The organism is Ramlibacter cellulosilyticus, from assembly GCF_014297465.1.
In the GTDB taxonomy this organism is placed as follows: domain Bacteria; phylum Pseudomonadota; class Gammaproteobacteria; order Burkholderiales; family Burkholderiaceae_C; genus Ramlibacter; species Ramlibacter cellulosilyticus.
Genome location: NZ_JACORT010000003.1, coordinates 161,924 through 183,012, shown reverse-complemented (window position 1 = coordinate 183,012; position 21,089 = coordinate 161,924). Strand labels below are relative to the sequence as shown.

At 70.7% G+C, this 21,089-nt stretch carries 19 protein-coding genes; 9 read left to right on the top strand and 10 right to left on the bottom strand.

What is annotated here, in order from left to right:
* Positions 1–5: 5 nt before the first annotated feature.
* The 6 genes from H8N03_RS09525 to H8N03_RS09500 form a co-directional block, all read right to left on the bottom strand.
* Positions 6–803 carry an alpha/beta fold hydrolase gene (locus H8N03_RS09525; RefSeq protein ID WP_187075928.1) on the bottom strand — a complete coding sequence of 266 codons (798 nt, stop codon included), beginning with the start codon at positions 801–803 and terminating at the stop codon, positions 6–8.
* Between the two features lie 11 nt (positions 804–814).
* A complete protein-coding gene (locus H8N03_RS09520) occupies positions 815–1,168 on the bottom strand; it encodes a hypothetical protein (protein WP_187076211.1) in 354 nt (117 codons plus the stop codon).
* Positions 1,169–1,231: 63 nt separating this feature from the next.
* Positions 1,232–2,011, bottom strand: coding sequence for an enoyl-CoA hydratase/isomerase family protein (locus H8N03_RS09515; RefSeq protein WP_187075927.1), 780 nt, complete (start codon positions 2,009–2,011; stop codon positions 1,232–1,234).
* Entirely contained in the window at positions 2,008–3,219 is a 1,212-nt protein-coding gene (locus H8N03_RS09510; RefSeq protein WP_187075926.1) for a CaiB/BaiF CoA transferase family protein, read from the bottom strand. The genes H8N03_RS09515 and H8N03_RS09510 overlap by 4 nt, the downstream gene beginning before the upstream one ends.
* A gap of 180 nt (positions 3,220–3,399) precedes the next feature.
* Positions 3,400–4,374 carry a Bug family tripartite tricarboxylate transporter substrate binding protein gene (locus H8N03_RS09505; protein ID WP_187075925.1) on the bottom strand — a complete coding sequence of 325 codons (975 nt, stop codon included), beginning with the start codon at positions 4,372–4,374 and terminating at the stop codon, positions 3,400–3,402.
* A gap of 48 nt (positions 4,375–4,422) precedes the next feature.
* Positions 4,423–5,652: a pyridoxal-phosphate-dependent aminotransferase family protein gene (locus tag H8N03_RS09500; RefSeq protein WP_187075924.1), complete on the bottom strand. Its 1,230-nt coding sequence runs from the start codon at positions 5,650–5,652 to the stop codon at positions 4,423–4,425.
* Positions 5,653–5,776: 124 nt separating this feature from the next.
* Here H8N03_RS09500 and H8N03_RS09495 point away from each other — a divergent pair, with 124 nt between their 5' ends.
* The 6 genes from H8N03_RS09495 to H8N03_RS09470 all read left to right on the top strand — a co-directional run bounded on the left by H8N03_RS09495 (position 5,777) and on the right by H8N03_RS09470 (position 14,476).
* The gene (locus tag H8N03_RS09495) at positions 5,777–6,466 is read left to right on the top strand and encodes a GntR family transcriptional regulator (protein WP_187075923.1); all 690 of its coding nucleotides are present in this window, start codon (positions 5,777–5,779) and stop codon (positions 6,464–6,466) included.
* Complete coding sequence (locus tag H8N03_RS09490) at positions 6,463–9,528, top strand: FAD-binding and (Fe-S)-binding domain-containing protein (RefSeq protein ID WP_187075922.1); 3,066 nt, start codon at positions 6,463–6,465, stop codon at positions 9,526–9,528. The genes H8N03_RS09495 and H8N03_RS09490 overlap by 4 nt, the downstream gene beginning before the upstream one ends.
* A gap of 53 nt (positions 9,529–9,581) precedes the next feature.
* The gene (locus tag H8N03_RS09485) at positions 9,582–10,037 is read left to right on the top strand and encodes a GNAT family N-acetyltransferase (RefSeq protein ID WP_354005098.1); all 456 of its coding nucleotides are present in this window, start codon (positions 9,582–9,584) and stop codon (positions 10,035–10,037) included.
* Positions 10,034–12,256 (top strand): hybrid sensor histidine kinase/response regulator, encoded by a 2,223-nt coding sequence (locus H8N03_RS09480; protein WP_187075921.1) that lies wholly within the window; start codon positions 10,034–10,036, stop codon positions 12,254–12,256. The genes H8N03_RS09485 and H8N03_RS09480 overlap by 4 nt, the downstream gene beginning before the upstream one ends.
* Before the next feature lie 289 nt (positions 12,257–12,545).
* Positions 12,546–13,814, top strand: a complete 1,269-nt coding sequence (otnK, locus tag H8N03_RS09475) for a 3-oxo-tetronate kinase (RefSeq protein WP_187075920.1) — start codon at positions 12,546–12,548, stop codon at positions 13,812–13,814.
* Positions 13,811–14,476, top strand: a complete 666-nt coding sequence (locus H8N03_RS09470) for a class II aldolase/adducin family protein (RefSeq protein ID WP_187075919.1) — start codon at positions 13,811–13,813, stop codon at positions 14,474–14,476. Before otnK ends, H8N03_RS09470 begins: the two co-directional genes overlap by 4 nt.
* A gap of 140 nt (positions 14,477–14,616) precedes the next feature.
* On the opposite strand, the gene H8N03_RS09465 is transcribed toward H8N03_RS09470, so the two are convergent.
* Positions 14,617–15,510 (bottom strand): LysR family transcriptional regulator, encoded by an 894-nt coding sequence (locus tag H8N03_RS09465; protein WP_187075918.1) that lies wholly within the window; start codon positions 15,508–15,510, stop codon positions 14,617–14,619.
* A 67-nt stretch (positions 15,511–15,577) separates the two neighbouring features.
* On the opposite strand from H8N03_RS09465, the gene gstA reads away from it, so the two are divergent.
* Positions 15,578–16,192, top strand: coding sequence for a glutathione transferase GstA (gstA, locus tag H8N03_RS09460; RefSeq protein ID WP_187075917.1), 615 nt, complete (start codon positions 15,578–15,580; stop codon positions 16,190–16,192).
* A 2-nt stretch (positions 16,193–16,194) separates the two neighbouring features.
* Complete coding sequence (locus tag H8N03_RS09455; RefSeq protein WP_187075916.1) at positions 16,195–16,863, top strand: glutathione S-transferase family protein; 669 nt, start codon at positions 16,195–16,197, stop codon at positions 16,861–16,863.
* A gap of 53 nt (positions 16,864–16,916) precedes the next feature.
* Here the strand turns inward: H8N03_RS09455 and H8N03_RS09450 are convergent, their stop codons facing one another.
* The 3 genes from H8N03_RS09450 to H8N03_RS09440 form a co-directional block, all read right to left on the bottom strand.
* Positions 16,917–17,810, bottom strand: a complete 894-nt coding sequence (locus tag H8N03_RS09450) for an NAD(P)-dependent oxidoreductase (protein ID WP_187075915.1) — start codon at positions 17,808–17,810, stop codon at positions 16,917–16,919.
* Entirely contained in the window at positions 17,807–18,772 is a 966-nt protein-coding gene (locus H8N03_RS09445) for a tripartite tricarboxylate transporter substrate binding protein (protein ID WP_187075914.1), read from the bottom strand. The genes H8N03_RS09450 and H8N03_RS09445 overlap by 4 nt, the downstream gene beginning before the upstream one ends.
* A gap of 85 nt (positions 18,773–18,857) precedes the next feature.
* Positions 18,858–19,754: a LysR family transcriptional regulator gene (locus H8N03_RS09440; protein ID WP_187075913.1), complete on the bottom strand. Its 897-nt coding sequence runs from the start codon at positions 19,752–19,754 to the stop codon at positions 18,858–18,860.
* An 87-nt stretch (positions 19,755–19,841) separates the two neighbouring features.
* Here H8N03_RS09440 and H8N03_RS09435 point away from each other — a divergent pair, with 87 nt between their 5' ends.
* Positions 19,842–21,080, top strand: coding sequence for an alpha-hydroxy acid oxidase (locus H8N03_RS09435; RefSeq protein WP_187075912.1), 1,239 nt, complete (start codon positions 19,842–19,844; stop codon positions 21,078–21,080).
* Positions 21,081–21,089 lie beyond the last annotated feature (9 nt).

Sequence of the window (21,089 nt, the reverse complement as noted above, 5' to 3'; positions counted from 1 at the left end):
CGCCGTCAGCTGGGGTTCGCTTCGCTCACCACCAGCCTGCAGAGCTCCTCCAGGACGGAGAGGACAAGGTCCGGCTCGGTGAGCTGCGGGAAGTGCCCGCTCTTCTGCGCGATGACGTGCTCGCCCCGCGGCGACAGGCGCGCGAGCGCCTGCTGGTTCGCGCGCTTCGCCGCGATGGCGGCGGGCGACATCAGCGCGCCCCGGGGCGTGAGCCCGCCCGTGACCACGCGCACGGGGATGTCGGGGAAAGGGCCGGCGGACGCGATCTCGCGCACCGTGTCGTCCACGCAGGCCAGTTCACGCTCGACGTTCGGCCGCAGGAACATCTCGGGCAACGCCTGCATCCTGCCGAGCGCCTGCACGAGGTGCTCCTCGTGCTTCTGCAGCAGCTCGCGGTCGTCCGGGTGCGTGGCTTCCAGGAACAGCACGCCGGCCACCTGCTCGGGATAGACACGCGCATAGAGGTTGGCGAACAGGCCCCCCAGGGAATGGGCGACCAGCACGTACGGCGGCTCCAGGCCGCTGTACCCGAGCAGCTCGCGCAGCGACCCCAGCACCACGATGCCCGTCTGCCGCTCCACGGGCGGGTCGCTGCCCTGCAGGCCGAAGCGGTTCCAGCCGAAGACGGTGCCGACCTGTTCGATCCCCGGATACAGGGCCTCCCAGCCTTGCAGGCTCACGCCGGCGCCGCTCACCAGGACGATCGTGGGATCGCCCGTTCCGGAGAGCATGTAGCCCAGGCGGCCGCTGCGCGTCTGCAGCGCACGGACGGGAGGCAGGACGCCGATGCGGTCGCCTGGCATCGGCGCGCCGGTCAGGCCCCGCCGATGCCCACGATCACCTTGCCGGTGCCGAGGCAGTTGGGGCAGGCGGATGCGCCCAGCTTGCCGCTGCCGCCGCATTGCGGGCACACGCTCTCGCCGGTGCTGGGCGTGCCGGCCGGCGCTTCGTCGCCGGGGGCCATCTGCGCCTGCGCGCCACCGCCGGAAGGCTGCGTGGGCGCCTCGCCGGCCGGCTGGTCGTTGCGGCCTTCGGTGCCGCGCGGCTGCGCCATGTCGATGGACGCGCCGGGGTCTTCCTCGCCGGCCACGGACGTGGCGAGGTCGAGCGGGTCGCCCGGTCGGGCGGGCTTGCTGGAGCCCAGCGGGGAGTCGTCTTTCGCGGCCATGGTGCACCTCGTGATGCACCCATGCTAGGCAGCACCCGCGGCGCGGCGCGTAGGACGGCGTTGCTACTGACCCTTCCAGACCGGCGGACGCTTGCCCACGAAGGCCTGCACGCCTTCCCGGAAGTCCTCGCTGCCGTAGGTGCGGCGGATGAGGTCCTCGGCATCCGGCAGGCTGTGCCGCAGCAGGCGCGCGAGCGCCTCCTTGCTCACGGCCTGGGTCACGGGCGCCAGGTTCGCGAGCTTGCCGCACAGCTTCTGCGCGGCGGCTTCGATGTCCTCGGGCGCGGCGATCTCGAGCACGTAGCCGCAAGCCTGTGCTTCCTCGGCGCCGATGATGTCCGCCAGCAGCAGCAGGCGCTGCACGCGCGGACGGCCGAACGCGGCCACGAGCCCCGCGACGTTCGCCATCGACAGGCAGTTGCCCAGCGTCCGCGCGATCGGCACGCCGAACTTGCTCGTGGGCGTCGCGATGCGGAAGTCGCAGGTGCTCGCGATCGCGAGCCCGCCGCCGATGCACCAGCCTTGCACGACGGCCACGGTGGGCATGGGCAGCGCCGCGAGCAGCTGCATGGTGCCGTCGATGCGGTGCTCGTACTCCACGCCGTCCTTGCCGCTCGTGAAGTCCTGGAACTGCGCGATGTCGGTGCCGGCGACGAAAGCCTCGCCACCCGCGCCCTGGAAGCGCACCACGCGCACGGCCTTGTTCTCGCGCAGCTGCTCGCAGTGGCGGCGCAGCTGCTGGTACATCGCCCAGGTCATCGCGTTGCGCGCCTCGGGGCGGTCGAAGGTGATCGAGGCGACCGGGCCTTCGATCGCGAGGTGGACGGCGCCTTCGTTGCTCATGACCCGAACGCTCCTTCGCTGCGCAGCCGCGCGATGTCCTCGGCGGCCAGCCCCGCTTCGGCCAGCACTTCCTCGGTGTGTTCGCCGAGCAGCGGCGGGTGCCTGCGCACCTGCTGCGGCGTGCCGGAGAGCTTCACGGCGAAGCCGATGTTGGGCACCTTGCCCTCCATCGGATGGTCGATCTCCATGCGCATGCCGCGCACCTTCGCGTGCTCGCTGCCGAAGGCTTCGGGATACGAGAGGATGGGGCCGGCGGGGATGCCGTTGGCCAGCAGCGTCTCCACCCAGTAGTCCTTGCCCTGCGTGCGGAAGGTCTTCTCCAGTTCGTCCTGCAGCGCGGGGCGATTGGCCAGGCGCAGCGCGATCGTGGTGAAGCGCGGGTCCTCGAGCAGCTCCTCGCGCCCCATGACCTTGCACAGCTGCACCCACAGCTTCTGGTTGTTGGCGCCCATCACGAAGTGGCCGTCGGCGCAGGCCATCGCCTGGTACGGCGCCGTCATCTTGTTGGACGTGCCCAGCGGCTGCGGCGGCTTGCCGGTGCCCCACCAGTCGCAGGTGTCCCAGACCGAGAAAGCCATGGCGGTGTCGAAGAGCGCCGCGTCGATGTACTGGCCCTGCCCCGTGTTCTTCGCGCCGATGTAGGCCGCCAGCGTGGCGTAGATCGCGAACAGCGCGCAGCCGATGTCGGCCACGGGCACGCCGGCCTTCACCGGCGGCGAATCGGGATAGCCCGTCACGCTCATCACGCCGGACATCGCCTGCGCCATGAGGTCGAAGCCGGGCCGGTCGGCCCAGGGGCCCGTCTGGCCGAAGCCCGAGATGCTGGTGTAGACCAGGCGCGGGTTGATGTCCTTCAGCACGTCGTAGCCGAGGCCCAGGCGGCGCAGCGCGCCGGGGCGGTAGTTCTCGACGAGGATGTCGGCGTCGCGCGCGAGCGTCTTCAGCGCCTCCTTGCCGGCCTCGGTCTTGAGGTCCAGCGTGATGCTGCGCTTGTTGCGGTTCATGTTCAGGAAGCCGAGGCTGTCGGCGCCCTTCATCTTGAAGCCCATGGAGCCCCGGGTCTGGTCCCCGGTGCCGGGCGGCTCCACCTTGATCACGTCGGCGCCGAGGTCGCCGAGCAGCATGCAGGCGTAAGGGCCGGCCATCACCTGGGAGATGTCGAGGACGCGGACGCCCGCGAGGGGGAGCGGGCGCTGTGTATCGTTCATGCGGAAATGTCTCTGCTGTGCGGGCGCGAGCCCTTTCGAACGCAGAGGTCGCAGAGAAGACGCAGAGGTCGCAGAGAAAACCTTCCGTGGATGTTCCTCTGCGACCTCTGCGAAACCTCTGCGACCTCTGCGTTCAGGAAAATGCCTGCACCGGCACATGCCGATGCAGGCGCCGGGAAGTCAGGCGTCGACCTTGACGTTGGCTTCCTTGATGACCTTGGCCCACTTGACCTGTTCCACGTGCATGAACTCGCGGAACTTGTCGACCGAGCCGCCGCCGTCCTCGGCGCCGGAGGCTTCCAGCTTCTCGACGACATCGGGCATGACGAGGGCCTTGTTCACGTCCTCGTTCATGCGGCGGGCCAGGCCCACGGGCATCTTGCCCGGGCCCACCAGGCCGTACCACGTGGTTGCCTCGAAGCCGGGGAAGCCGCTCTCGGACATCGTGGGCACGTTCGGGTGGCCGGAGGCGCGCTTCTGGCGCGTCTGGGCGATCGCGATGGCCTTGCCGTTCTTCACGTGCGGCGTGGCGGCCGTCATCGTGTCGAAGCTGTACTGCACCTGGCCGCCGATCAGGTCGGTCAGCATCGGGCCGGAGCCCTTGTACGGCACGTGGATCGCCTTCACGCCGGCCTGCAGCATGAACATCTCCAGCGCGAGGTGCTGCGCGGAGCCCGGGCCGGCGGAGCCGAAGCTGATCTTGCCCGGTTCGGCCTTGCACAGCGCCACGAGGTCCTTCACCGTCTTGGCCGGCTGCATCTGGCCGCAGATCAGCAGATTGGGCGTCACGCCCACCAGCGCGATCGGCTGGAAGTCCTTCTCGGCGTCGTAGCCCAGCTTCTGCAGGTTGGGCATGAGCGCATGGCTGTTGATGTGCGCCATGTGCAGCACGGTGCCGTCGCCCGGCTGCTTGGCCACGTAGTCGGAGGCGATGGTGCCGGAGGCGCCGGCCTTGTTCTCCACGATGACCTGCGTTTTCCACATGTCGGCGAGCTTCTGCCCGATGACGCGCGCGAGGATGTCGGTGCCGCCGCCGGGCGCGAAGCCCACGATGATGCGCACCGGCCCGGTGGGCAGTTGCTGCGCGCGCGCCATCGGCAGCGCGACGGAAGCGGCCAGTCCGGCCGCGCCGGTCACGAAGGTTCTGCGTTGCATGTTGTCTCTCTCTCCTGGTGGACTTGGGTTTGGGAATCGAGAAAACCGTTACGCCGCCTTCTGCAGGGCGACTGGGGCCGGATGTCCGGCGAAGTACTCCATCGCCGCCTGCACGCCGGAGCCGGCCAGCTTCACGCCGGACAGCTTCAGGCCCATCTCGCAGCCGGAGAGGGCCGCCATGAGCGTCAGGTCGTTGCAGTCGCCGAGGTGGCCGATGCGGAACATGCGGCCCTTGACCTTGCCCAGGCCGGTGCCGAGCGACAGGTCGAAGCGTTCGTAGATCAGCTTGCGCACCGCGTCCGCGTCCACGCCCTCGGGCATGATCACGCCGGTCAGCACGGGCGACTGGCTCGCGGCCTCGGTCACCTGGATCTCCAGGCCCCAGGCCTTCACCGCGCCGCGCACCCCTTCGGCCCACCGCTTGTGGCGGGCGAACGTGCCTTCCAGGCCGCCGAACGCGGGCTCCAGCAGCATGTCGCAGGCTTCCGCCAGGCCGTACAGCAGGTTGGTGTTGGGGGTGTAGGGCCAGTAGCCCGTCCTGTTCATCTCCACGATCTCGTCCCAGGCCCAGAAGGACTTGGGCAGCTTCGCGGCCTTGCTCGCCTCCATCGCCTTGGGCGAGATCGCGTTGAAGCTGATGCCGGGGGGCAGCATCAGGCCCTTCTGCGAGCCGCTCACCGTGACGTCCACGCCCCACTCGTCGTGCTTGTATTCGGCGGAGGCGAGGCCGGAGATGGAGTCGACCATCAGCAGCGCGGGGTGCTTCGCGGCGTCGATGGCGCGGCGCACGGCCAGGATGTTGCTGGTGGCGCCGGTGGAGGTCTCGTTGTGGACCACGCACACCGCCTTGATGCTGTGCTGCGTGTCCTTCTTCAGGCGCTCCTCGATCAGGTGCGCCTGCACGCCCTTGCGCCAGCCTTCGGTGCCGGGCAGGCCGAGGAACTCGGTCTTGACGCCGAGGCGCGTTGCCATCTTGTTCCACAGCGTGGCGAAGTGGCCGGTCTCGTACATCAGCACGTGATCGCCGGGCGACAGCGTGTTGGCCAGCGCGGCTTCCCACGCGCCGGTGCCGGACGCCGGGTAGATCACGACGGGATGCTTCGTCTGGAAGATCTTCTGGATGCCCTTGAGCACGCGCAGGCCCAGCACGCCGAACTCGGGGCCGCGGTGGTCGATGGTGGGCAGGCTCATCGCCCGCAGGATGCGGTCCGGCACCGGGGACGGGCCCGGGATCTGCAGGAAGTGGCGGCCGGTGGGGTGGAAGTCGAGCGTGACCATGCGGGCTGTTCCGGTTGCGTTTCAGGAGGCGCCCATTTTTTGCATACAAAATTCAGTTGTCAAGGGCCATCAAGCCGAAACTACGGGTTTGCACCGAATCCGATTTGCATACAAAATCCACTCCATGACTGCGGACGTGATCTCCATCCCCCGCGCCGCCCTGCACGAGCAGGTGGCGCAACGGCTGCGCCAGATGCTGGTGGAAGGGCGCATCGCGCCCGGCGCCAAGCTCAACGAGCGCGAACTCTCCGAGCTGCTGAACGTCTCGCGCACGCCCTTGCGGGAAGCCATCAAGATGCTGGCCGCCGAAGGGCTAGTGGAACTGCTGCCCAATCGCGGCGCGATAGCGGTTTCCCTGACCGAGGCCGACGTGCTGAATACTTTCGAGGTGATGGCCGGGCTCGAAGGCATGGCGGGCGAGCTCGCCGCGCAGCGCATCACCGCGCAGGAGCTCGCCGAGGTGCAGGCCATGCAGTTCGAGATGATGGCCGCGTACACGCGGCGCGACCTCTCCGCCTATTACGCGGTCAACGCGCGCATCCACGCCGCCATCAGCGACGCCGCCAAGAACCCGGTACTCGCCACCGTCTACAAGCAGGTCAACGCCCGCCTGCAGGCCCTGCGCTTCCGCTCCAACCAGGACGGCGAGAAATGGAAGCGCGCCGTGAAGGAACACGAGAAGATGATCGAAGCGCTCGTCGCGCGCGATGGCCAGGCCATGCGCGAGATCCTGCAGCTGCACCTGCGCAACAAGCGCGACGTGGTGCTGGAACAGCTGCGCGAAGCAGCGAACGGCCAGCGGGGTGCCGCATGAACGCACGCGTCCCCCTGGAGATCGCGGGCGGCACCGCGAACGCCTACGACAAGGTCGCCGGCGCCAGCAACGAGGTCGCCGGCCGGTTGGCGCAGCGCCTCGCCGCCGAGACCACCGGCGAAGTGCTCTTCTCCCCCGCGGACCGCGGCCGCTACGCCACCGACGCCTCCATCTACCAGGTGGTGCCGGTCGGCGTGTTCGTGCCCAGGTCCGCCGAGGACGCCCGCATCGCCCTGGACATCTGCCGCGACCTGAAGGTGCCCGTCGTCCCCCGCGGCGGCGGCACGAGCCAGTGCGGCCAGACCGTGGGCGCCGGCCTCGTCATCGACTTCTCCAAGCACGTGCGCAAGGTACTGGAAGTCGACGAGGCGAACCGCACCGTCACCGTGGAACCCGGCATCGTGCTGGACCACCTCAACGCGCACCTGAAGAAGACGGGCCTCTGGTACCCGGTGGACGTCTCCACCTCCGCGCAGGCGACGCTCGGCGGCATGGCGGGCAACAACTCCTGCGGCAGCCGCTCCATCGCCTACGGCAACATGGTGCACAACGTGCTGGGCGCGCAGGCCTGGACCTCCGACGGCCACCTGCACACCTTCGGGCGCTTCGACGAAGCGACCGGCACGGTGCGCCAGCTCGGCGAACGCGTGCGCGACCTGGCCATGGCGCTGCGGCCCGAGATCGAGGCGCGCTGGCCCAAGGTGCTGCGCCGCGTGGCGGGCTACAACCTCGACGTCTTCCACAACCAGAACGAGAAGCCGTACACGCGCGACGGCAGCGTCAACCTCGCGCACCTGCTGGTGGGCAGCGAAGGCACGCTCGCCCTCACGCGCAGCCTCAAGCTGCAGCTCTCGGACCTGCCGCGCAGCAAGGTCCTGGGCGTGGTGAACTTCCCGACCTTCTACAAGGCGATGGACTCCGCCCAGCACATCGTCAAGCTGGGCTCGGACGGCACGCTCACCGCGGTCGAACTGGTGGACCGCACCATGATCGAGCTGTCGCTGCAGAACCCGGCCTTCGCTCCCACGGTGCGCAGTGCCCTCATCGGCTCGCCCGACGCGCTGCTGCTGGTCGAGTTCGCCGGCGCCGACAAGGCGGCCCTGGTCCGCAAGCTCTCCGAGCTGGAACAGCTGATGGGCGACCTGGGCCTGCCCGGCTCGGTGGTGCTGATGCCCGACGACGTGCCGCAGAAGGCGCTGTGGGAGGTGCGCAAGGCCGGCCTCAACATCATGATGAGCCTCAAGGGCGACGGCAAGCCGGTGTCCTTCATCGAGGACTGCGCCGTGCCGCTGCAGCACCTGGCCGAATACACCGACGCCCTGACCCAGGTGTTCCGCAAGCACGGCACCAAGGGCACCTGGTACGCCCACGCGTCGGTCGGCACGCTGCACGTGCGCCCGATCCTGGACATGCGGCGCAACGGCGCGCCGGAGATGCGCCGCATCGCCGAGGAAGCCTCCGAGCTGGTGCGCAAGTACAAGGGCGCCTACTCCGGCGAGCACGGCGACGGCCTGTGCCGCGGCGAATGGATCCAGTGGCAGTTCGGCCCGGCGATCAACACCGCTTTCGGCGAGATCAAGCAGCTGTTCGACCCGATCGGCCTGCTCTCGCCCAACCGCATCATCGACCCGCCGCGCATGGACGACACGCGGCTCATGCGCTTCCCGCCCTCGTACAAGGTGATCCCGCTGCAGCCCGCGCTGGACTGGAGCGCCTGGGACGTGCAGAACGACCCCGCCACCGAACGCACCACCGCGCCGGGCACCGGCGGCGATCCCGCCAAGGGCTTCGCCAAGGCGGTGGAGATGTGCAACAACAACGGGCACTGCCGCAAGTTCGACGCGGGAACCATGTGCCCCAGCTACCGTGTGACGCGAGACGAGCAGCACCTCACCCGCGGCCGCGCCAACACGCTGCGCCTCGCGGTGAGCGGCCAGCTCGGCCCCGAAGGGCTCGCGAGCGAGGCCGTGCGCGAGGCGCTGGAGCTGTGCGTGAGCTGCAAGGGCTGCAAGCGCGACTGCCCCACGGGCGTGGACATGGCGCGCATGAAGATCGAGTCCAGGCACGCGGACGGCCGGAAGAACGGCTGGTCGCTCAAGGACAAGCTGATCGCCCGCCTGCCCGAGTACGCCGCCACGGCGAGCCGCTTCGCCGGGCTGCTGAACCTGCGCAACCGCATTCCCCTGCTCGCCACCCTGGGCGAGAAGATGCTCGGCTTCTCCGCGAAGCGCAGCCTGCCCGAATGGCAGGGGGCGCATTTCTTCCAGGGCCGGCTGCCCGGCGCGACGCGCGAGGAAGTGCTGGCGGCGGCCAAGCCGGTGGTGCTCTTCGTCGACACCTTCAACGGCTTCTTCGAATCGGAGAATGCGCGCGCCGCCTTCGCCGTGCTGCAGGCCGCCGGCTACACAATCCACGTCGCGCGCAAGGAAAGGGACGACGGCAAGCACCTGTGCTGCGGCCGCACCTACCTCGCGAGCGGCATGGTCGACGAGGCGAAGGCCAAGGCGACCGAACTGCTGGACGCGCTGCATCCGCTGGCCGAGCGCGGCATCGCCATCGTCGGCCTGGAGCCGTCCTGCCTGTTGTCGCTGCGCGACGAGGTCACGGCCATGGGCCTGGGCGAGCGCGCGCAAGTGCTCGCGAAGCAGTCGCTGCTGCTCGAGGAGTTCCTGGCGCGCGAAGCGGCGGCGGGACGACTGGACGCGCTGAAGACGCAGCTGAAGCCGCTGGGCAAGCCCATCCTGGTGCACGGCCACTGCCACCAGAAGGCGTTCGGCGCCGTGTCGCCCGTGCTCGAGGTCCTGAAGCTCGTGCCCGGTGCCCAGCCGCAGCTCATCGAGTCCAGCTGCTGCGGCATGGCCGGCAGCTTCGGTTACGAAGCGAAGCACCATGCCGTGTCCATGCAGATGGCCGAACTGAGCCTGCTGCCGGCGGTGCGCTCCGCGCCCGACGCCATCGTCGTGGCCGACGGCACCAGCTGCCGCCACCAGATCCACGACGGTGCGCAGCGGGAGGCGGTGCATGCGGCGGTGGTGCTGCGGATGGCAATGCAACGCACATGATCCCGCGTCGCGGGTGACACCCGCGACGACGGGCGACACGGCACAATGCCGAGGTGTCGACGACGCCCTGCATCATCCGCGCCGCCCTCCCTTCCGATGAAGCCGCCTGGCGCGAGCTCTGGAAGGCCTATTGCGACTTCTACGGCACGCGGCTGCCCGAGGAGGTCACGAACCGCACCTGGAAGCGCATCCTCGATCCCGATGCGCAGGTGATGTGCATCGTGGCCGAGGTCGAAGGCCAGGTCTACGGCTTCGCCAACTGCGTCGTGCACGAGGCGACGTGGGAGACGCAGGCCATCTGCTACCTCGAGGACCTGTTCGTGCGCACCGAAGCGCGCGGCCGGGGTCTCGGCGCCGCGCTCATCGAGTGGCTGCGCAACGCGATGCGCGCCGAAGGGTGGGCACGCCTCTACTGGATGACGAAGCAGGACAACGCGCAAGCGCGCCGGCTCTACGACCGCTTCACCACCGCCGACGACTTCGTCCGCTACGTGATCCGGCAGAAATGAAACCCCTCGTGCGCCCGCTGCGCTACCGGCTCTTCCTGCTGGCTGCGAGCGGGCTGCTGCCGCTGGCGATCGTGGCCGCGATCGTCGTGGCCTACGTGACGGGGGAGCGCGAGCACGATGCGCAGGACGCTTCGCTGGCCGTGTCGCGCGCGATCGCCTCGGCGGTGGACGCGGAGCTGAGTTCCACCGTGGGCATCCTGCAGAGCCTGTCGCTCTCCGACGAACTGCAGCCCGCGCGGCATGCCGACTTCCACTCGCTGGCCCGCCGCATCGCCGAGCGGCAGGGCTGGCGCGCCATCGTGCTGGCGGACCGGGTGGGCCGCGTGATCCTCACGTCCTCGCAGCCGCTCGGGTCCGCCAGCCCCCGCCCGGTGGAGGAGGAAAGCATGCAGCGCGTCATCGCCACGCGCGAGCCCACCGTCGGCACCGTGGCCGAAGGCCCGCAACGCATGGGCCCGGCTTTCGCGGTGCGCGTGCCCGTGCTCGCCGAAGGGCAGCTGCAATACGTCCTCTCCGCGGTGGTCCCGGTGGAGCAGATCAGGAGCGTGGTGCAGCGGCAGCGCCTCTCGCCCACGTCCGTCGTCGGCATCTTCGACCAGCACCTGAACCGCATCGCCCGCTCGCGCATGCACGCGTCCGCCCGGCCCTCGCCCTCGCTGGAGGCGCTGCTGCGGCAAGGCAAGGCCGAAGGCGCGGGGACGACCTGGACGCTCGAAGGCGTGAAGAGCCAGACGGGCTACGTGCGCCTGCCCGGCTCGGGCTGGGTGGTCGCCACCGGCATGTCGGTGGAGGACGCCGACCGCGGCATGTACGGCGTGCTCGGCGCCGTCGGCGCGGGCCTGCTCGCGTCGCTCGCGCTCGCCGCCTTCATGGCCTGGTACTTCGCGCGCGACGTGACCGAACCCATCGACACGCTCAAGGCCGCCGCCGGGGCGCTGGGGCGCGGCGAACCGGTGGACCTGCAGCCGCTCGGCATCGCGGAACTGGAGGAAGTGGGCCGGTCGCTGCAGATCGCGTCGGCCGAGCGCGACCGCGCGAACGAAGCCCGCCGCGCCGCGGAGGCCGAGCGGGAGAGCCTGCTCACGCGCGTGACCGAAGCGCTGCGCCGCGCCGAGGACGCGGCCCGCAGCAAGGACGAATTCCTCGCGATGCTGGGGCACGAGCTGCGCAACCCGCTCGCGCCCATGGCCACGGCCTTGCACCTCATGGCGCGCAAGGGCGACCCCGGCACGCGCCTGGAGCGCGAGGTGATGGAGCGCCAGGTCGCGCACATGAAGCGGCTCGTCGACGACCTGCTGGACGTCTCGCGCATCACGGGCAAGCGCCTGCAGATGCGGCAGCAGCCGCTGCGCCTGGCGGAGCTCGTGCGGCACGCGGGGCAGTCGGTGCAGCCGGTCCTGGGCCTGCGCCGGCTGGACGTCGACGTCGCGCCCGAAGCGGCGGAACTGTGGGTGTCCGGCGACGAAGTGCGCCTCGTGCAGGTGCTGAACAACCTGCTGGGCAACGCGGTGAAGTTCACCGGGCCGGAGGGCCGCATCGCGCTCGCCCTGCGCCGCGTGGACGACGACGCCGAAATCACGGTGGGCGACGACGGCATGGGCATGCCGCCGGAGGTGCTGGAGCACGTGTTCGACCTCTTCTACCAGGCACCGCAGGAAGCCGACCGCGCGCGCGGCGGCCTGGGCCTGGGCCTCGCCATCGTGCGCAGCCTCGTGGAGATGCATGGCGGTTCCGTGCAGGCCAGGAGCGGCGGCCCCGGGGAAGGCAGCTGCTTCGCGGTGCGCCTGCCCACCATCGCGGCACCCGCGGGCAGCGAGGAAGGCGCCGCGGCCGCGCAGGCGGCGGACGGCAAGGGCCGCATCCTGCTCGTGGACGACAACCAGGACGCGGCCGACACGGCGGCATCGCTGCTGGAGCTCTCCGGCTACGAGGTGAAGGTGGCCTACGACCCGGGCGTGGCGCTCACGATGCTGGACGACTTCATGCCGCAGGTCGCGGTGCTGGACATCGGCCTGCCCGGCATGAGCGGCTACGAGCTCGCGCAACGCCTGCGCGCGCACCGCAACGGCCACGCGTGCTACCTCGTGGCGCTCACGGGCTACGGCACCACCGCCGACATCACCAAGTCGCGTGAAGCGGGCTTCGGGCAGCACCTCGTGAAGCCGGCGGGGCCGGATGCGCTGCTGCACGCGGTGCAGGAGGGGTTGGGCACGGCGTGAGCCATTCGGTGGGGTTCGCTGCGCTCACCTTCCGCGGCGTTCGCCGCGCCACCCTACGAAAAGCGCTGGGTCCTCGCAGGCTGGTGGTGAGCGCAGCGAACCCCGGCATGTAGGGTGGCGTGGCACCGCCGCGGAGGGTGAGCGAACGCGAACCCCACCGCCCCCGTTTCACTTCACAAGCTGCTGGAGAACCCCAAGACGCGCACGCGCGACATCGGCGGTACGATAGCCTGCAAGGCTTTCGGCGATGCGGTGGCCGCCGCCGCCGCGGCCGCTTGACGATTCCAGGATGACCACCAACCTCCCGCTGGGCTGCATCGCCGACGACTTCACCGGCGCCACCGACCTCGCCAACAACCTCGTGCGCGCGGGCATGCGCGTGGTGCAGACCATCGGCGTCCCCGAAGGGCCCGCGCCCGAAGCGGATGCCGTGGTCGTGGCGCTCAAGTCGCGCACCATCCCGGCGGCCGAAGCCGTGGCGCAGTCGCTCGCGGCCTTGCACTGGCTGCGCTCGCACGGGGCGCGCCAGTTCTACTTCAAGGTCTGTTCCACCTTCGATTCCACCCCGCAGGGCAACATCGGCCCGGTCGCGGAGGCGCTGCTGGAGGCGCTGGGCAGCAGCTTCTGCTGCGTCACGCCCGCCTTTCCCGAGAACGCCCGCACGGTCTACAAGGGCCACCTGTTCGTGGGCGACGTGCTCCTGAGCGATTCGGGAATGCGCAACCACCCGCTGACGCCGATGACCGACCCGAACCTCGTGCGCGTGATGCAGGCGCAGTCGCAAGGCAAGGTCGGCCTGATCGAGCACCGCGTGGTGCGGGGCGGCGCCGCGCCCATCCACGCACGCCTGCGGCAGCTGCAGGACGAGGGCTACCGCTTCGCGATCGTCGATGCGCTGGACAACGAGGACCTGATGCACCTGGGCCGCGCGATCGCGGACATGCCGCTGGTGGTCGCGGGCTCCGGCGTGGCGATCGGGCTGCCGCAGAACCACGGCCTCGCGCCGTCCGCCGCAGCGGCGGCGCTGCCGCCGGCCCATGGCGCCACGGCCATCGTGTCGGGGAGCTGCTCGCAGGCGACGAACGCGCAGGTCGCGGACTTCCTGCGCCGCGGACTGCCTGCGCTCGCCGTCGATCCCCTGCAGATCGCCTCGGGCCGCGACGTGGTGGGCGAAGCGCTCGCGTGGGCGGAGCCGCGCCTCGGCGACCAGCCGGTGCTGGTGTACTCCAGCGCGCCGCCGGAGTCGGTGCGCAGCGTGCAGCAGCAGCTGGGCGTGGGCAACGCCGGCGAGATGGTGGAGAAGGCCCTCGCCGCCATCGCCAAGGGCCTGGTCGACCGCGGCGTGCGCCAGCTGGTCGTGGCCGGCGGCGAGACCTCCGGCGCGGCCGTGCAGGCGCTGGGCGTGCAGCAGATGCGCATCGGACCGCAGATCGATCCCGGCGTGCCCTGGTGCCATGCGGAGGCGCAGGCCTGCGGGCGCACCGTGCACCTCGCGCTGAAGTCCGGCAATTTCGGCACGACCGACTTCTTCACCAAGGCCTTCGGGCAGCTCGGATGAACGAGGGCCGCGCGCGCGAGGAGATCTGCCGCGTCGGACGCTCGCTGTTCGAGCGCGGCTACGTGCATGCGACCGCGGGCAACATCAGCGTGCGGCTGGACGACGGCTTCCTGATCACGCCGACGGATGCGTGCCTCGGGTTCCTGGATCCGGCGGATCTGGCGCGCGTGGACCTGGACGGCCGGCAGCGGTCCGGTGCGAAGGCCAGCAAGACCCTCTCGCTGCACAGGCGCATCTACGAGGCGCAGGCGGCCCTGGACGCGCCGGCGCGCTGCGTGATCCACACGCACAGCACGCATTGCGTGGCGCTCACGCTGCGCCCCGACGTCGGAGCCGAGCTGCTGCCGCCGATCACGCCCTACTTCGTGATGAAGGTGGGGCACGTGCCCGTGGTGCCTTATCACCGTCCCGGCGATGCGCGCGTGGGCGATGCGGTGGCCGAACGCATCGCGCGCTACGGCTCGCAAGGCACGCCCATCCGCGCCGTGATGCTGGCGCGGCTGGGCCCGAACGTCTGGCACGAGTCGCCCGCGCAGGCGATGGCGGTGCTGGAGGAGCTGGAGGAGACCGCGAAGCTGTGGCAGCTGAGCGCCGTGCCGCCCTCGCCGTTGCCGCCCGAGGCGCTCGCGGAGCTGCGCGCCGCGTTCGGGGCTGCGTGGTGAGGAGGTGAGCTGCTGGGGTGCGCTTCGCGCAACCCAGCCTACGAACTACGGCCGGTGCGCATCCGTGTAGGCCGGGTTGCGCGAAGCGCACCCAGCAAGGCCGTAGGCTGGGTTGCGCGAAGCGCACCCCAGCGATCCGGTCAGGGTCCAGCCCCTCCCAGCCGGATCCCCTCCGCCAGGTGCTGGTACACCGCCGCGATGCGGCGCAGGTGCCGCGACTCGGGATGCGCGAGCAGCCACAGGGTGGACTCGCAGCCTTCCAGCGGCTCGGACAAGGCCTTCAGCTGCGGCTCCACGTCCAGCATGAAGAGCGGGACGATCCCTACGCCGAGTCCGGCCTTGATGGCGTCGACGGCGCCGACGATGCCATCGACCAGGTGCCGCGGCGCCACCTTGGGCAGGTGCTTGCGCCGCCAGCGCACCGAAGGATGGTCCGGCATGGCTTCGTCCGGCGCGATCCAGTCCGCCTGGTCCAGCGGCGGCGTCCTGCCCCGCCCCCGCAGGCCGCAGGCCACAAAGCGGATGGTCCCGAGGTGGCGGCCCACGAGGTGCTCGGGCGGCTTGGGCGTGGCACGCAGGGCGAGGTCCGCGTCGCGCCGGCTGAGGCTCATGAGCTCGTTGGTGGCGCGCAGTTCCAGTTGCAGCGCCGGGTGCTCGCGCGCGAGGGCGGGGAGGCACGGCAGCACGAGGCCGCGCAGGACCGAATCCGTCGTGGTCAGCCGCACGCGGCCCGACACCTGCGCGCTGGCGCCCGTCGCTGCCGCGCGTGCCGCTTCCAGCTCCGCCTCGATGCGCTCCGCGTGGCGCGCCACTTCGCTCGCCGCTTCCGTCGGCAGGTAGCCCCGGCGCGTGCGCTCGAACAGCCGCTGCCCGAGCCGCTGCTCCAGGCGCTGCAGGGCGCGGAACACGGTGGAGGCGTCGCTGCCCCAGCGCTGCGCCGCCTCCGCCAGGGTGCCGCCGCGCACGAGGGCCAGCACCACCTCGAGGTCCGCCGCCGTCAGGCTGTATTGCGTTGCTGCAATCTTCGATTTCATCGGTGCTTATTTCCATTGCGCCGACGCAATCCTACAGTGCGTCCTTCATTCAACGAAAGGACGCACCGTGAAGCTCCATTTCTCGCCCGCCTACTGCTCCCTGGCCGTGCACATCGCCCTGCGCGAAGCCGGCATCGCCGCGGACCTCGTGCAGGTCGACACCGTGGCGGGCCGCACCGCCGGCGGCGACGACTACCGCGCCCTCAATCCGCGGGGCTACGTCCCGATGCTGGAACTCGACGACGGCAGCCGCCACACCGAAGTGGCCGCGCTGCTGCAGTACGTAGGGGACCTCGCGCCCGCTTCCGGGCTGATGCCGGCTGCGGGCAGCCGCGAGCGCTTCGAGGTGCTGCAGTGGCTCACCTTCGTCTCCAGCGAGCTGCACAAGGGCTTCAGTCCCTGGCTGTTCCACAAGGAAACGGCGGACTCCACGCGGCAGGCCGTGCGCGACAGGCTGAAGGTGCGCTTCGCCGACCTGGACGCGCGCCTCGCCGGCCGCGAATGGCTGGTCGGCGACCGCTTCACCGTGGCGGACGCCTACGGCTTCACGATCATGAACTGGGCACCCATGGTGGGAATGAGCCTGGCCGCGTGGCCGAACGTCGTCGCGTGGCTCGACCGGGTGCGCGCGCGCCCGCAGGTCCGCGCCGCGCTGCAGGCCGAAGGCCTGCTGAAAGGCTGACCATGGAACTCACGCTCGTCAGCCACGCGCTGTGCCCCTACGTGCAGCGCGCGGCCATCGTGCTGGCGGAGAAAGGGGGCCCCTTCTCCCGGCGCTGGGTGGACCTGGACGCGAAGCCCGACTGGTTCCTGGCGCTGTCGCCGCTGGGGAAGACGCCCGTGCTCGTCGCGGATGGAGAGGCGATCTTCGAGTCGGCGGTGATCTGCGAGTACGTCGACGAGGTGCTGGCGCCGCGGTTGCATCCCGCGGAACCGCTGCAGCGCGCACGCCATCGTGCGTGGATGGAGTTCGGCAGCAGCCTGCTGAGCACGATCTGGGCGTTCTACACCGCTGCGGATGCGGCTGCGCTCGACAAGCAGCGCGAGGTGCTGGAGGTGCGCTTCGCGCAGCTGGAGCAGGCGCTGGACCCCCGCGGCCCGTGGTTCGCCGGGACGGCGTTCAGCATCGTGGACGCGGTGTTCGCGCCAGTGTTCCGGTACTTCGACGCGTTCGAGGCGGTCGGTGAGAGAGGCTTCTTCGACCGGACGCCGCGCGTGCGCGCGTGGCGGGATGCGCTGGCGGCCCGGGCGTCGGTGCATGCGGCGGTGATGCCGGACTACCCGGAACGGCTGCGGGCGTTCCTGGGGTCGCGTGGGAGCGAGTTGTCACGGCGGATGGGCGGGGGTGCGTGAGGGGGTCGGTGGGGTTCGCTTCGCTCACCTTCCGCGGCGTTCGCCGCGCCACCCTACAGCGGGGGTCCCTTCTCCTGCACCAGCAACCCCACGGTATTCCAGTCCATCTCCGCGCGCCCCGTGTCGCAGAGTTCGCCCACCAGCTTCTCCGCCAGCGCCGCCCCCTGCAGTTCCGCCCCGCCCGCCCGCGCCGTCTCCAGCGCGATCCGCAGGTCCTTGCGCATCAGCCGCGCCCGGAACCCCGGCTGGAAATCCCCGTCGATGATCCGCTGCCCGTGCTTCTCCAGCGCGAAGCTGCGCGCCGTGCCGCCCAGCAGGACCTCGCGCATCACCTTCGGGTCGACGCCCTGCGACTTCGCGAGCGCGATGGCATCGGCGACGCCCAGCATCGCGCCCGCGACGGCGACCTGGTTGCAGGCCTTCACCGTCTGGCCCGCGCCCACGTCGCCCACGTGCGTGATCGTCTTGCAGAACGCGGACATCACCGCGCGGCAGGCCTCCACCGTCTCGACGGGGCCGCCCACCATGCAGGCCAGCGTGCCGGTTTCGGCCCCCTGCTGGCCGCCGCTGATCGGCGCATCGAGGTAGCGCACGCCCTGCTCCGCCAGGCGCTGCGCGAACGCACGTGCCGAGGTCGCCGCGATCGTGCTCGTGTCGACCACGCAGCTGCCCATCGCGAGCCCCGCCGCGAGGCCCTGGGCCCCGAACAGCACGTCCTCCACCGCCGCATCGTCCGCGAGGCACAGGAACACCAGCTTGCATTCGCGCGCCAGGGCAGCGGGCGTGGCCGCACGCCGCGCGCCCGCAGCCACCACGGGCTGCGCCGCCTCGTCGCGCCGCGCGTAGACGTGCAGCGGACCACCTGCCCGCAGCAGGCACTTCGCCATGCCGCTGCCCATCACGCCCAGGCCGATGAAGCCGATGCCGTCGTCCTTGCCGAAACTCATTTCGCGATCGCCTTTCCGATCAGCTCATAGGCGTCCACGATTTCCTTCTGGAAGGCAGCCCCGTCCGCGTAGTCTTCCGTCAGCCCGGACTTGGCGACGTAGTCCTTCCACGCGGGCGTCTGCATGGCCTTGCGGAAGCTGTCGTGCAGGTAGCGCACGACGGGCGCCGGCATCCCGGCCGGGCCCATCAAGCCCTTCATGTTGTCCAGGACGATCGGCACGCCGATCTCGCTCATCGTCGGCGTGTTCGGCAGCGCGGGCAGGCGCGTGCGCGAGAACAGCGCCAGCGGCCGCGCGCGGCCCGCGTCGATCATGGGCTTCATCTCCTCGTAGGCACCGAAGGCCGTGTCCACCTGGCCGCCCAGCAGCGCCGTCATGGAATCGGCCGCGCCCTTGTACGGCACGTGCAGCAGCTTCACGCCGGTCTGCCGTTCGAGCACGACGCCGGTGGCGTGGAAGATGCCGCCTTCGCCGGTGGAGCCGTAGGAGACTTTCTCCGGGGCCTGCTTCGCTTCGGCGAGCAGCGCCTTCATGTCGGCGAAGCGCGCATCGGCGCGCACGGCCAGGATGCTCGGCGCGCGCGAGACCTTGATCACGGGCGTGAAGGACTTGCGGGGGTCGTAAGGCAGCGCCTTGAAGTTGCCGACGGCCGTCGTCTCGCTGCCGCCGCCCACGAACAGCGTGTAGCCGTCCGGCTTCGCCTCGGCGACGGCCTGCGCGGCGATCGCCCCGGCGGCGCCGACCTTGTTCACCACCACGACCGGCACGGGGATGATGCCCTTGGCCGCGAAGGAGAGCTGGCGCGCGATCTGGTCGGCGGAACCGCCCGGCGCGAAGCCCACGAGGATGGTGATGGGCTGCGTGGGCGTCCATTCCTGCGCCCAGGCGGGAGCGATGGCGGTGGCGGCGAGGAGGCCCAGGGCGGCCCGGCGGCGGATCGCGCCGGCGCGTTGCGAGGTCATGCTGTCTCCAGTCTTGTTGGGTCGCGCGAGTGTGGGCCGGCGCCGCGGCGCCGTCCAATACATAAGAGCGTTTCCAGTGATGCCGTCAGGGCATCATGGCGGCCGCGACTTCCTCCGTCACCTTGCGGAAGGAGCGGATCGCCGGCGTCTCGTGCCCGCGCCGCCAGGCGAGCGCCACGTGCAGCGGGTCCGCCTTGTCGGCGATCTGCAGGAAGCGCACCTGCCGCGGGTGCAGGTTGCGGGCCGATGCGGGCAGCACCGCCACGCCCATGCCGCCGCCGACGAGCCCCACCATCGTGTGGAGCTGCGTCGCGCGCTGCACCACCTCCGGCGTGAACCCGGCCTGCTCGCACATGGCCTGCACGCGGTCGTGCAGCAGCGGCGCCTCGGCCTGGTTGAACATCAGGAAAGGCTCGCCCGCCACTTCCTTCAGCCGCACGCGCTCCCGGGCCGCCAGCGGGTGCTTGGCCGGCACGGCGAGCACGAAGGGATCGGGCATCACGATCGCCATCTCCAGCTCGGGCGGCCCCGGCTGCACGCGCAGCAGCCCCAGGTCGATGGTGCCGCGCACCAGCCCCGAGAGCTGCGCAGTGATCGGCATCTCGTGCAGCTCCAGCTCGATGCCGGGATAGAGCTGGCGGAAGCGGCGGATCACCGAAGGCAGCAGCCCGTAGGTGGACGAGTGGATGAAGCCCAGCGTCAGCTTGCCCAGCTCGCCCGCGCCGGTGCGGCGCACGTCCGCCAGCGTGCGGGCCAGCTCCTGCTGGATCGCGCGGCTGCGCTCCAGCAGCAGGGCGCCGGCCGGCAGCAGTTCCACGCGCCGCTGCGTGCGCCGCAACAACGGCGTGCCGAGCTCCTCCTCGATCTGCTGGATCTGGCGCGACAGCGCCGGCTGCGCGATCGCCAGGCGCGCGGCGGCCCGGCCGAAGTGGAGTTCCTCGGCGACGGCCTGGAAGTAGCGCAGCTGGCGGAGGTCGATCATGCGGGGCGTGATGCCGGTGCGGCATCAATCGGGCGCCTATTATGTATTGGACGCAGGCCCGCCCGGCGGGCCACACTCGCGCGTCCCATGCAACTCGAACCCTCCGCCGGCGGCACCGCCGCGGCGCAACCGGCCGCCGAGACGCCCGCCGCCACGCAGGTGGCGTTGCCGGCGCGCCTCGGCCACATCCTGTCGCTCGACGACTTCGAGCGCGCCGCCCGCAGCCACCTGCCCGGCCCGGTCTTCGCGTACGTCTCCGGCGCGGTGGAGCGCAACGCCTCGCTGCGCGCCAACGCGGCCAGCTTCGAGCACTACGAATTCGTGCCGCGCATGCTGGTGGACATCTCCCGCCGCACCACGGCCACCACGCTCCTGGGCAAGCGCTACGCCGCGCCCTTCGGCATGGCGCCCATGGGCATCTGCGCCCTTTCCGCCTACCGTGGCGACCTCGTGCTGGCGCGCGCCGCGGCCGCCGAGAACGTGCCCATGGTGATGAGCGGCTCGTCGCTGATCCGGCTCGAAGAGATCGTGCAGGCGAACCCCGACGCCTGGTTCCAGGCCTACCTGCCGGGCGACGAGCCGAACCGCATCGCGCTGGTCGAGCGCGTGAAGGCCGCGGGCTATCGCACGCTGGTGATCACGCTCGACGCTTCGATCGCGTCCAACCGCGAGAACAACATCCGTGCCGGCTTCTCCACGCCCTTGCGCCCCAGCCTGTCGCTGGCGTGGCAAGGCATCACCCATCCGCGCTGGACGGTCGGCACCTTCCTGCGCACGATCGTGCAGCACGGCATGCCGCACTTCGAGAACAACCACGCGCGGCGCGGCGCGCCCATCCTGTCGTCCAACGTGCAGCGGGACTTCTCCGACCGCGGGCACCTCGACTGGGACGACCTGCGCACCATCCGCCGCCTGTGGCCGGGCCAGCTGGTGGTCAAGGGCATCCTCGACGTGCGCGATGCGCGCTTCGCGGTGGACCTGGGCGCCGACGGCATCATCGTCTCCAACCACGGCGGCCGCCAGCTCGATGGCACGGTGGCGCCGCTGAAGGTGCTGCCCCGCATCGTGCAGGCCTGCCCCGAGGTGCCGGTGATGATCGACAGCGGCTTCCGCCGCGGCACCGACGTGCTGAAGGCGCTCGCCCTCGGCGCGAAGTTCGTCTTCATCGGCCGGCCGTTCAACTATGCGGCTTCCGTCGCCGGCGAGCCCGGCGTGCGCAAGGCGATCACGCTGCTGCGCGAGGAAGTCTCGCGCAACATGGCGATGCTGGGCGTGAACCAGCTGTCCGAACTCGATGCCAGCTACCTGCTTCCGGCCGGCAGCTGACAATCCCCT

Coding starts and splice junctions, on each gene's coding strand:
- H8N03_RS09525 (WP_187075928.1), bottom strand. CDS start 803: ATGCCAGGCGACCGCATCGGCGTCCTGCCTCCCGTCCGTGCGCTGCAG.
- H8N03_RS09520 (WP_187076211.1), bottom strand. CDS start 1,168: ATGGCCGCGAAAGACGACTCCCCGCTGGGCTCCAGCAAGCCCGCCCGA.
- H8N03_RS09515 (WP_187075927.1), bottom strand. CDS start 2,011: ATGAGCAACGAAGGCGCCGTCCACCTCGCGATCGAAGGCCCGGTCGCC.
- H8N03_RS09510 (WP_187075926.1), bottom strand. CDS start 3,219: ATGAACGATACACAGCGCCCGCTCCCCCTCGCGGGCGTCCGCGTCCTC.
- H8N03_RS09505 (WP_187075925.1), bottom strand. CDS start 4,374: ATGCAACGCAGAACCTTCGTGACCGGCGCGGCCGGACTGGCCGCTTCC.
- H8N03_RS09500 (WP_187075924.1), bottom strand. CDS start 5,652: ATGGTCACGCTCGACTTCCACCCCACCGGCCGCCACTTCCTGCAGATC.
- H8N03_RS09495 (WP_187075923.1), top strand. CDS start 5,777: ATGACTGCGGACGTGATCTCCATCCCCCGCGCCGCCCTGCACGAGCAG.
- H8N03_RS09490 (WP_187075922.1), top strand. CDS start 6,463: ATGAACGCACGCGTCCCCCTGGAGATCGCGGGCGGCACCGCGAACGCC.
- H8N03_RS09480 (WP_187075921.1), top strand. CDS start 10,034: ATGAAACCCCTCGTGCGCCCGCTGCGCTACCGGCTCTTCCTGCTGGCT.
- otnK (WP_187075920.1), top strand. CDS start 12,546: ATGACCACCAACCTCCCGCTGGGCTGCATCGCCGACGACTTCACCGGC.
- H8N03_RS09470 (WP_187075919.1), top strand. CDS start 13,811: ATGAACGAGGGCCGCGCGCGCGAGGAGATCTGCCGCGTCGGACGCTCG.
- H8N03_RS09465 (WP_187075918.1), bottom strand. CDS start 15,510: ATGAAATCGAAGATTGCAGCAACGCAATACAGCCTGACGGCGGCGGAC.
- H8N03_RS09455 (WP_187075916.1), top strand. CDS start 16,195: ATGGAACTCACGCTCGTCAGCCACGCGCTGTGCCCCTACGTGCAGCGC.
- H8N03_RS09450 (WP_187075915.1), bottom strand. CDS start 17,810: ATGAGTTTCGGCAAGGACGACGGCATCGGCTTCATCGGCCTGGGCGTG.
- H8N03_RS09445 (WP_187075914.1), bottom strand. CDS start 18,772: ATGACCTCGCAACGCGCCGGCGCGATCCGCCGCCGGGCCGCCCTGGGC.
- H8N03_RS09440 (WP_187075913.1), bottom strand. CDS start 19,754: ATGATCGACCTCCGCCAGCTGCGCTACTTCCAGGCCGTCGCCGAGGAA.
- H8N03_RS09435 (WP_187075912.1), top strand. CDS start 19,842: ATGCAACTCGAACCCTCCGCCGGCGGCACCGCCGCGGCGCAACCGGCC.